Source organism: Paracoccus sp. S1E-3, assembly GCF_013868135.1.
Classification (GTDB): Bacteria; Pseudomonadota; Alphaproteobacteria; order Rhodobacterales; family Rhodobacteraceae; genus Paracoccus.
Genome location: NZ_JACEMU010000004.1, coordinates 2010684 through 2020000, shown reverse-complemented (window position 1 = coordinate 2020000; position 9317 = coordinate 2010684). Strand labels below are relative to the sequence as shown.

Sequence of the window (9317 nt, the reverse complement as noted above, 5' to 3'; positions counted from 1 at the left end):
CGAGGCCAGCGGCACCCCCAGCCAGGGAATGACCATCGACCACGCCTCGACACAGCGCAGGCGGTAGATGCGTTCCTCCAGCGCCGATTCGGGGGCCAGATCCTCGACACCGTAGCTGCCGGGGCGCTCGACCAGGCCGCCGATCTCGACCGACCACGGATCGGTGGTCAGCGCGCCGGCATAGCGGGCCGGGTCCTCCTTGCCGAAGCCGAATTCGTAGAAATTGTTGTAATTGGTGATTTCCTCGAAGCTGTTCGGCTTCTGGTCGGTCGACAGGGCCGAGGGCTTGCCGCTCAGCGCGAAGGCCGGGGTTGCCGCCAGCGCCGCCGCGCCGGCCATGAAACTGCGCCGGTTCAGCCAAAGCGATTCGGGGGTGACATCGGACCAGCCGAGTTTCATTGCGCGCTCCTGTCGTCGTTTGCGCCATGATGCGGCAGGTCGCGGGTTTCGCCAATGAAACTTATGTCACAAGGCCGTTTATCCGAAATCAGGCGCCTTGAGCCCGCGCTTGAATTGCGCCAGCAGGCGCTGCCCCTCGGGTTCGGGCAGGGTGATCGCCTCGCGCACGACGGCGCCGATCAGGGTGATTTGCAGGCGCGCGAAAATGTCCAGTAGATCTGCCGGAGCGGCCAGCACCTGCGCCAGACGCGCCTGCAGCAGGTTCGCCAGCCCGGCACGGTCTTCGGCGTCCAGCTTTTGCAGGGTAGGATCGGCCTGCGTGGCCTGCCAGATCGCCCGCATGACCGGCATCTCGCGGAACATTTCGTAATAGCCATCGGTCACCCGGCGCAGCGCGTCGGCGACATCTTCCGGGCCAGAGATCCGCGCCAGCTCCGCGGCGACACATTCCTGACCGGCGGCATTCGCGCGCAGCGCCAGCGTGGCGATCACCGCCGTCTTGTCCGGGAAATACTGGTAAAGAGAGCCATGCGGCACGCCGGCGCGGGCGACAATATCGCTCATCCTGAAGGCATCGGCGCCCTTTTCCAGCAGGATCTGCTCGGCCGATTCCAGAATCGCCTCGAACCGGGCGCGGCTGCGCTTCTGCGTGGGCACCAACCGCGCGGCGCTCTGTTGAACCTCATCCATTCGCGTCTCCCTTATTGACTCCCAAAATACGAGACATTATCGCTTTAGTCAAATACGACAGGTTCTCGCATTCAAGGAGAGAAACAGGATGGACGGCACGACCCTGATCATCGGTGCAGGCGGCAAGACGGGCACCCGCGTGGCGGCGCGGCTTGCGAAGCAGGGGCCGTTGCGGCCGGTTTCGCGCCGCACATCCCCGCCTTTCGACTGGAAGGACCGACGCAGCTGGGCGCCCGCCTTGCAGGGTGCGACCCGCGCCTATGTCACCTTTCAGCCCGATCTGGCGATCGCGGGCGCGGATGCGGACATTGCCGAGCTGGCCCGGCTGGGACGCGAAGCGGGGCTGGAGCAGATGGTGCTGCTGTCGGGGCGGGGCGAGCCGGGCGCGCAGCGGGCCGAGCAGGCGCTGATCGAATCCGGCCTGGACTGGAACGTGGTGCGGGCCAGCTGGTTTGCGCAGAATTTCTCGGAAGGGGTGTTCGTCGACGGGATCCGCGCCGGACTGCTGGCGCTGCCTGCGGGTCCGGTGCCGGAACCGTTCATCGACGCAGATGACATCGCCGATGTCGCGACCGCTGCCCTGACCGACCCGAGCTTGCGCAACCGCATCTTCGAGGTCACCGGCCCCCGCGCCCTGACTTTCGCCGAGGCCGTGGACATCATCGCCGCCGCCACTGGCCGACCCGTGGCCTATCGGCAGATCAGCCCCGCGGATTTCGCCGACGGTCTGACGCCCTATCTGCCGCCCGACGTGATTGCCCTGCTGGTATCGCTGTTCACCGAGGTGCTGGACGGCCGCAACATCGCCACGGCGGATGGCGTCCAGCAGGCGCTTGGCCACGCGCCGCGTGATTTCGCCGACTATGCCGCCTTGGTCGCGGCAACCGGGGTCTGGGAGACGGTGCCATGATGGGCAGGGCAGTGCTGGACGGTGCGCTAGTGCTGGGCATCCTGGGCTGCGGCGCGATGGCGGGCCTCTATTACGCCTTCTCAGGCTTCATCCTGCGGGCCCTCGATGCCACTGGCCCGGACCCCGCGACTGCGGCGATGGTCGCCATCAACCGCGTCATCCTGCAATCCAGTTTCATGGGGCTGTTCTTCGGCAGTTGCCTGCTGAGCGTTGGCCTGCTGATGGCGGCGCTGATCCTGCGCCCCGCGGGATTCGGGCTGATCGCGGCGGGTGCGGCAGTCTATCTGATCGGCATGCTGGCAGTCACCGTTCTGCGCAACGTGCCGCTGAACGACATGCTGGCCCTGCGCGGGACCGAAAGCTGGCCACTCTACATGCGCAGCTGGGGCTGCTGGAACCATATCCGCGCGGCATCCTCGCTGATCGGGGCCACGCTGTTCTGCCTGTCGCTACTCAACCGCGCGTGAAAAAGCCCCCGCTGTTTCCAGCGGGGGCTGCGCTTTCATTCCGGCTCACATTCCGGCTCAGTGCAGCGTGGCCTCTTTTGGGCCTTCACCCACCGCGCCCAGCTTGTGACCGGCGGTGCCGACATGGTTGCCGACCAGCAGGCCATCCTCATTCGCGCTGACATGGATGGTCTGCCCGTCCAGCACCTCGCCCGACAGCAGCATCTCGGCCAGCGGATCCTGCAAGGCGCGCTGGATGACCCGCTTCAGCGGACGCGCCCCGAAGACCGGATCGTAGCCCTGATCGGCCAGCCAGGTCATCGCCTTGTCGTCCAGATCCAGCGTGATCTTGCGCTGCGCAAGACGCTGTTCCAGCAGCCACAGCTGAATGCGGACGATGCCGTCCATATTCTCGCGCGTGAGGCGCCGGAAGATGATCATCTCGTCCAGACGGTTCAGGAATTCGGGGCGGAAATGCGCCCGCACCGCTTCCATCACCTCGCGCCGCGCTGCAGTCGAATCGGCGTTGTCCGGCAACGTCGACAGCGCCTGGCTGCCCAGGTTCGAGGTCAGCACGATCAGCGTGTTCTTGAAGTCGACCTTGCGGCCCTGACCGTCCGTCAACTGCCCGTCATCCAGCACCTGCAGCAGCACGTTGAACACGTCCGGGTGCGCCTTCTCGACCTCGTCGAACAGGATCACCGCATAGGGGCGGCGGCGAACGGCCTCGGTCAGGGCGCCACCCTCGTCATAGCCGACATAACCCGGAGGCGCACCGATCAGCCGGGCGACCGAGTGCTTCTCCATATATTCCGACATGTCGATGCGGATCATCGCGTGTTCATCGTCGAACAGATACTCGGCCATGGCCTTGGTCAGTTCGGTCTTGCCCACGCCCGTCGGCCCGAGGAACAGGAACGACCCCAGTGGCCGGTTCTCGTCATTCAGACCGGCGCGCGCGCGCCGCACCGAGCGCGATATCGCGGTCACGGCCTCGTCCTGGCCGATCACCCGTTTGCCGAGGATCTCTTCCATCTTCAGCAGCTTTTCGCGCTCGCCTTCCAGCATCTTGCTGGTCGGAATACCGGTCCAACGCTCGACCACCTCGGCGATCTGTTCGGGTCGCACGGCTTCCTCGACCATCACCCCATCGGCGTTGGTTTCGCTGTCGGCCAGTTGCTTTTCCAGCCCCGGAATGATGCCATAGGACAGTTCCCCCGCACGGGCGAGGTTGCCTTCGCGCTTGGCCTGATCCAGTTCGGCCCGCGCCCGGTCCAGCTGTTCCTTCAGCCCGCGCGCACCTTCCAGCTTGTCGCGTTCCGCCTGCCAGCGGGCGGACATGGCGCTGGATTTGTCCATCAGATCGGCCAGATCCTTTTCCAGCCGTTCCAGCCGGTCGCGCGAGGCCGCGTCGTCTTCCTTCTTCAGCGCCTCGGCCTCGATCTGCATCTGCAGGATCTGGCGGTCCAGCTGGTCCAGTTCCTCGGGCTTGCTGTCCACTTCCATCCGCAGCCGGCTAGCGGCCTCGTCGACGAGGTCAATGGCCTTGTCCGGCAGGAAACGGTTGGTGATATAGCGGTTCGACAGTTCAGCCGCGGCCACCAGCGCGGCATCGGTGATGCGAACGCCGTGGTGAAGCTCGTATTTCTCCTTGATGCCCCGCAGAATACTGATCGTGTCCTCGACGGTGGGTTCTTCCACCATCACCGGCTGGAAGCGGCGGGCGAGGGCGGCGTCTTTCTCGATATATTTGCGGTATTCATCCAGCGTCGTGGCGCCCACGCAATGCAATTCGCCCCGCGCCAGCGCGGGCTTGATGAGGTTCGCGGCATCCATGGCGCCATCGGTCTTGCCGGCGCCGACCAGCGTGTGCAGCTCGTCGATGAACAGGATGACTTCGCCAGCGGCGTTTTCGATTTCCTTGAGGACGGATTTCAGCCGCTCCTCGAACTCGCCCCGGTATTTCGCACCGGCAATCAGCGCGCCCATATCCAGCGCCCAAAGCTGCTTGTTACGCAGGCTTTCGGGCACATCGCCATCAACGATGCGCAGCGCCAGACCTTCAGCAATGGCGGTCTTGCCGACGCCCGGCTCGCCGATCAGCACCGGGTTGTTCTTGGTGCGGCGCGACAGCACCTGCATGGCGCGGCGGATTTCCTCGTCCCGGCCGATGATCGGGTCGATCTTGCCGCCCTCGGCGGCTTCGGTAAGGTTGCGGGCGTATTTCGACAGCGCTTCATAGGTATCCTCGGCCCCCGCCGTGTCCGCGGTGCGGCCCTTGCGGATGTCGTTGATCGCCGCGTTCAGCGCCTGCGCGGTCACGCCGCCCTTTTGCAGCGCATCGCGGGCATTCGTATTCACGATCGCCAGCGCAGTCAGGATCCGCTCGGCGGGCACGAAGCTGTCGCCAGCCTTCTGGGCCAGCTTCTGCGCCTCGTCCAGCACCCGCACCATCGAGGGGTCCACATAGACCTGACCGTCACCGCCATTGACCTTCGGCAGCCTGGCCACAGCCTGATCGACCATCATGCGCACGGCGCGGGCATCGCCGCCCGATTTGTTGATAAGATTGGATGCAAATCCCTGATCGTCGTCCATCAGGGCCTTCAGCAGGTGTTCCGGCATGACCCGCTGATTCTGCTCGCGGATCGCGATCGTCTGCGCGGCCTGCATGAATCCACGCGAACGTTCAGTGAATTTTTCCATATCCATGGACATCTCCTTCTCAGCCCCCGGTCATGTGCCGCCCGTATTGGCACGGCACGGTCCGGGTCTCAGGCGAATAGATGGGAAAGGAGTCCGCAGGCTGCAAGCCGGGCGGCCGTGGAAATTGCCCGTCAGAGAGAGCTTCGCAGCTGCCGCTTGCATTCCACCGGGCCGACATCCGATCGGCTATAGGCGGTTACGCCGCAGGTCGTGCGGCGGAACTCCCGCAGGGCCGAGCGGTCATTAACCAGCTGCCAGCAGCATTTCCTGCGCCGGAAGATCCGCCGCCACAGCGGATCAAGGCGGGTGCCGAGTTCGGCCTCGGCGCGGTCGCGCGCCCAGAGCCGCCAGATCAGCAGCGCCGCAACGATCAGCAGACCAAGCATGAAAGGCATTACGCACCTTGCTCGTTATCCACCCCGCGACGGGCGCGTCAGTCGTTGATATCGCGGTCCCAGATGCGGACCTGACCTTTTCGGACGCCGACCACCCGGCGCAGGATCAGCCAGGCGATCCCCGACAGCGCGGCGATGATGATCAGCAGAACCGGCAGGCCGGGGGCGGCGATGCCCGCCAACAGGGCCAGTCCGGTCGCTGCGCAGGCAAGCGCGATCCCGAGGAAGACATAGCCCGGCAGCAGCACCTCGATCACGCCCAGAAGCGCGGCGACGATGATCCAGAACCAGCCGCTTTCCCAGATCACTTCACCGCCCCCCGCAGCATCTTGAAGGCATCGCCCAGGGCGTCGACCGCATTGGCGGGCAGCACCAGGGTCTGCTTGCCTGCCCCCTGCCCGATCCTCGCCAGCGTCTCGACCTGCTTCATCGCCACCTGATACTGCGCCGCTTCCAGCCCCCCCTTGCCGATCGCCTCGGCGATGGCGGTGGTGGCGAAGGCCTCGGCCTCGGCCAGGATGCGCTTGGCCTTGGCCTGCTGTTCGGCGGCGTAAAGATCGCCGTCGGCGGCCAGTTCGACCGCCCGGCGCTTGCCCTCGGCCTCGGTCACCTGGGCGCGGCGGGCGCGCTCGGCATTCAGCTGCTGCAACATCGCGGCGCGGGTCGCATCATCCAGATTCACGTCCAGAATCTCGGCCCGCGTCACCTCGATCCCCCAGTCATCGACGACATTCGCGACCGAGTCCTTCACCCGCTCGATCAGCTGCGCGCGGTTCGACTGGACCTGATCCAGCTCCATCTGGCCGATTTCCGAGCGGACGATGCCGGCGACGGTGGTGGCAATCGCCGCATCCACGTCGCGGATGCGGTAGACGGTCTTTTCCGGTTCCAGAATGCGGTAAAAGACACTGGTTTCGACCTGCACCAGCACGTTATCAGCGGTGATCGCGTCCTGCCGCGCCGTCGGCAGCTGGCGCTCGAGGATCGAGATCCTGTGTTTCACGCGATCCACGAAGGGGACGATGAAATTGATCCCCGGCCCCAGTACCGCGCGCAGCCGGCCGAACCGCTCGACCACGTATTTCTCTGATTGCGGCACGATGCGGACCGCCATCAGCACGGTGATGAAGATCAGCACTGCGATCAGGATCAGCGCGGAATTTTCGGTCAGAAACGCGGTAATCGACTGGCTAGGCATGGTATTCTCCGTTAAGCGTCTGGCGCCCGCAGCGTGGACAGCCGGGGCGCGAAACACAAGCGGAAGAAGGGGCAGGACATGGATGATCGTCTGATCGTGGCGCTGGATGTGGGCAATGCCGTCACCGGACTGCAACTGGCGGAACGGATCGGTGACGCCGCCAGCTTTTACAAGATCGGGCTGGGAATGCTGACCGGCGGCGGTCTGGCCCTCGCGCGCGAGCTGAAGGACGAGCACGGCAAACGCATCTTTCTGGACATGAAGCTGTTCGACATCGGCGCCACCGTCGAGGCCGCTGTACGCGGCCTCGCCGCTTTCGATCTGGACTTCCTGACCGTGCATGGCGATCCGCATGTCGTGCGCGCCGCCAAGGAAGGTGCGGCGGGGTCGCAGACGAAGATTCTGGGCGTGACGGTGCTGACCTCGCTGGACCGCGCCGATCTGGACGCGGCGATGATCGCGCCGGGCGACCTGCATGACATCACCGTGGAACGCGCCGCCCGCGCCTTCGAGGCCGGCGCCGACGGCATCATCGCCTCCCCGCGCGAGGCTGCGGCGATCCGCGCCCTGCCGCAGGCGGCGGGTCGGCTGATCGTGACGCCGGGGGTGCGCCCGGCGGGCGCGGCGCTCGGCGATCAGAAGCGGGTGGAAACCCCCGCCGCCGCCATCGCCGCCGGGGCAGACCACATCGTCGTTGGCCGCCCGATCTGGCAGGCCGCCGATCCGCGCAAGGCCGCGCAGGCCATCGTGGCGGAACTGGGCTAGGCCAGCGTCACCAGCCACGGAAAGGCCAGCAACAGCGCGAGCCGGACGATATCGGCCAGAATGAAGGGCAGGATGCCGCGAATGACGGTTTCCTGCCGCAGCCCCGGCGCGGTGGCCTGCACCACGAACAGGTTCATGCCGACCGGGGGGGTAATCAGCCCGATCTCGGCCACGGTCACCACCAGCACCCCGAACCAGACCATGTTGAAATCCAGCGCCACCGCGACCGGCGCCAGCAGGGGCACGGTCAGCAGCACCATGGACATCGAATCCATGAAGCAGCCCAGCACGATATAGAAGATCAGGATCAGCACCATCACCACCGTCGGGGGCAGCCCGGACTGGCCGATGCTGTCGGCCAGCATCCGCGGCAGGCCGGTAGTTTCCAGAAAGAAGTTGAAGAAGGACGCGCCGATCAGGATCAGGAAGATCATGCCGGTCAGGGCGGCGGTCTCGCGCACGATCTGGCGCATGACCGATGCATTCAGGCCACCCATCAGCAGCGCCAGCAGGAAGGCGCCGAAAGCGCCGACGGCGGCAGCCTCGGTCGGCGAGAACCAGCCAAGCTGCATGCCGCCGATCACCACGCCGAACAGCAGCACCACCGGCCAGACACGGCCCAGCAGCGCAAATCTGCGCCCCCAGGGCGTGCGCCCGCCCGCCGGTGCCAGCTTTGGGTCACGCCGCACCCGAATCACCACCGCCAGCGCATAAAGAACCGTGCCCAGCAGCCCCGGCAGGATCGCCCCCAGAAACAGCGCCCCGATGGATGTCTGGGTCAGCAGCCCGAAGATCACCAGAATGATCGAAGGCGGGATCAGCACCCCCAGCGTCCCCCCCGCCGCGACCGAGGCCGAGGCGAGGCTGTCGTCATAGCCATAGCGCCGCATCTCGGGCATGGCGACACGCCCGATGGTGGCCACTGTCGCCAGCGACGACCCGCAGATCGCCCCGAACACCGCCGAGGCCCCCACCGTCGACACCGCCAGCCCGCCCCGCCAATGGCCGACAAAGGCGTTGATCAGATCGAACAGCGACCGCGACAACCCGGCATGGGCGGCAAACACCCCCATCAGCACGAACAGCGGAATGACGCTGAAGGAATAGGGAAAGATCGCCTCGAACGGCGCGGTCGACAGCACGTAGGCTGCCTGATCCCAGCCGCCGCTCAGCGCGATGCCGCCCAGGCCCACGACGGCCATGGCGATGGAAACCGGAAAGCCAAGCGCGATCAGCGCCAGCGTCAGCACGAACCCTGCAAGGCCCAGAAATGGTGTCGACATCAGACCCTCAATGCGCGGCGGTGCGGGGTTGCGGCAAGTCCAGCACCAGCCGCAGCAGAACGGCAAGCAGCGCCAGCATCGAGGCCCCGACCCCGACCAGAAGCGGCAGCCAGTAAAGGCTGATCGGGATGCCCAGCTGTTGCGATCGGTCGCCCAGCATCACCTGCATCTGATAGGTGCCAAGGCACTTCCACAGGATCAGCGCCATCAGCACCAGCGCGGACAGGGCCGCCACGCCGCGCAGCAGCCGTTGCCAGCCATTCGGCATCCGGTCGACCAGAAAATCGACGCCGACATGGCCCGCGACCGTAAAGCCCCAGGGGATGGACAGCCAGGCCCCGGCCAGAACGCAAAGCTGGACCAGATCGACGACGCCCTGCACGGGCGTGCCGATGCGGCGGCCGATCACATCGGCCACGCTGATCAGCGCCGCAGCGGCATAGGCCAGCAGGCCCAGAGCGGCCAGGATCTCGATCAGGCCGTCGATGCGGCGCAAAAGGCTGGGCATGGCTGTGTACCTCGGCA

At 65.9% G+C, this 9317-nt stretch carries 11 protein-coding genes (1 of these 11 only partly in view); 3 read left to right on the top strand and 8 right to left on the bottom strand.

The features are described 5' to 3' along the window. Both msrP and H1S04_RS10005 read right to left on the bottom strand, forming a co-directional pair. A protein-coding gene (msrP, locus tag H1S04_RS10010) for a protein-methionine-sulfoxide reductase catalytic subunit MsrP (RefSeq protein WP_181745334.1) crosses the window boundary here: on the bottom strand, positions 1-399 show its beginning. It extends 498 nt beyond the left edge of the window; only the first 399 of its 897 coding nucleotides appear in the window; the start codon lies at positions 397-399; its stop codon lies beyond the left edge, outside the window. A 78-nt stretch (positions 400-477) separates the two neighbouring features. Beyond that, the gene (locus H1S04_RS10005) at positions 478-1089 is read right to left on the bottom strand and encodes a TetR/AcrR family transcriptional regulator (protein ID WP_181745333.1); all 612 of its coding nucleotides are present in this window, start codon (positions 1087-1089) and stop codon (positions 478-480) included. Between the two features lie 88 nt (positions 1090-1177). On the opposite strand from H1S04_RS10005, the gene H1S04_RS10000 reads away from it, so the two are divergent. Both H1S04_RS10000 and H1S04_RS09995 read left to right on the top strand, forming a co-directional pair. Then, a complete protein-coding gene (locus H1S04_RS10000; protein ID WP_181745332.1) occupies positions 1178-1999 on the top strand; it encodes an NmrA family transcriptional regulator in 822 nt (273 codons plus the stop codon). Continuing rightward, positions 1996-2466 carry a DUF1772 domain-containing protein gene (locus H1S04_RS09995; RefSeq protein WP_181745331.1) on the top strand — a complete coding sequence of 157 codons (471 nt, stop codon included), beginning with the start codon at positions 1996-1998 and terminating at the stop codon, positions 2464-2466. The genes H1S04_RS10000 and H1S04_RS09995 overlap by 4 nt, the downstream gene beginning before the upstream one ends. Positions 2467-2523: 57 nt before the next feature. On the opposite strand, the gene clpB is transcribed toward H1S04_RS09995, so the two are convergent. From clpB to H1S04_RS09975, 4 genes are all read right to left on the bottom strand, one after another. Next, positions 2524-5157 carry an ATP-dependent chaperone ClpB gene (gene clpB / locus H1S04_RS09990; RefSeq protein WP_181745330.1) on the bottom strand — a complete coding sequence of 878 codons (2634 nt, stop codon included), beginning with the start codon at positions 5155-5157 and terminating at the stop codon, positions 2524-2526. Positions 5158-5282: 125 nt separating this feature from the next. Continuing rightward, a complete protein-coding gene (locus tag H1S04_RS09985) occupies positions 5283-5546 on the bottom strand; it encodes a hypothetical protein (protein WP_181745329.1) in 264 nt (87 codons plus the stop codon). A gap of 38 nt (positions 5547-5584) precedes the next feature. Beyond that, positions 5585-5854: an NfeD family protein gene (locus H1S04_RS09980; protein ID WP_181745328.1), complete on the bottom strand. Its 270-nt coding sequence runs from the start codon at positions 5852-5854 to the stop codon at positions 5585-5587. Next, positions 5851-6744 carry an SPFH domain-containing protein gene (locus H1S04_RS09975; protein WP_181745327.1) on the bottom strand — a complete coding sequence of 298 codons (894 nt, stop codon included), beginning with the start codon at positions 6742-6744 and terminating at the stop codon, positions 5851-5853. The genes H1S04_RS09980 and H1S04_RS09975 overlap by 4 nt, the downstream gene beginning before the upstream one ends. 78 nt (positions 6745-6822) lie before the next feature. Here H1S04_RS09975 and pyrF point away from each other — a divergent pair, with 78 nt between their 5' ends. After that, positions 6823-7509 (top strand): orotidine-5'-phosphate decarboxylase, encoded by a 687-nt coding sequence (gene pyrF, locus H1S04_RS09970; RefSeq protein ID WP_181745326.1) that lies wholly within the window; start codon positions 6823-6825, stop codon positions 7507-7509. Here the strand turns inward: pyrF and H1S04_RS09965 are convergent. Continuing rightward, entirely contained in the window at positions 7506-8792 is a 1287-nt protein-coding gene (locus H1S04_RS09965) for a TRAP transporter large permease (protein WP_181745325.1), read from the bottom strand. The two genes, pyrF and H1S04_RS09965, sit on opposite strands and share 4 nt — an antisense overlap. A 7-nt stretch (positions 8793-8799) precedes the next feature. Beyond that, a complete protein-coding gene (locus H1S04_RS09960; protein WP_181745324.1) occupies positions 8800-9300 on the bottom strand; it encodes a TRAP transporter small permease in 501 nt (166 codons plus the stop codon). Positions 9301-9317: the final 17 nt, after the last annotated feature.

Excerpts from the sequence above, each read along its gene's own strand:
- pyrF (WP_181745326.1), top strand. The coding sequence starts at position 6,823 with ATGGATGATCGTCTGATCGTGGCGCTGGATGTGGGCAATGCCGTCACC.
- H1S04_RS09960 (WP_181745324.1), bottom strand. The coding sequence starts at position 9,300 with ATGCCCAGCCTTTTGCGCCGCATCGACGGCCTGATCGAGATCCTGGCC.
- H1S04_RS10000 (WP_181745332.1), top strand. The coding sequence starts at position 1,178 with ATGGACGGCACGACCCTGATCATCGGTGCAGGCGGCAAGACGGGCACC.
- H1S04_RS09985 (WP_181745329.1), bottom strand. The coding sequence starts at position 5,546 with ATGCCTTTCATGCTTGGTCTGCTGATCGTTGCGGCGCTGCTGATCTGG.
- H1S04_RS09975 (WP_181745327.1), bottom strand. The coding sequence starts at position 6,744 with ATGCCTAGCCAGTCGATTACCGCGTTTCTGACCGAAAATTCCGCGCTG.
- H1S04_RS10005 (WP_181745333.1), bottom strand. The coding sequence starts at position 1,089 with ATGGATGAGGTTCAACAGAGCGCCGCGCGGTTGGTGCCCACGCAGAAG.
- clpB (WP_181745330.1), bottom strand. The coding sequence starts at position 5,157 with ATGGATATGGAAAAATTCACTGAACGTTCGCGTGGATTCATGCAGGCC.
- H1S04_RS09965 (WP_181745325.1), bottom strand. The coding sequence starts at position 8,792 with ATGTCGACACCATTTCTGGGCCTTGCAGGGTTCGTGCTGACGCTGGCG.
- H1S04_RS09995 (WP_181745331.1), top strand. The coding sequence starts at position 1,996 with ATGATGGGCAGGGCAGTGCTGGACGGTGCGCTAGTGCTGGGCATCCTG.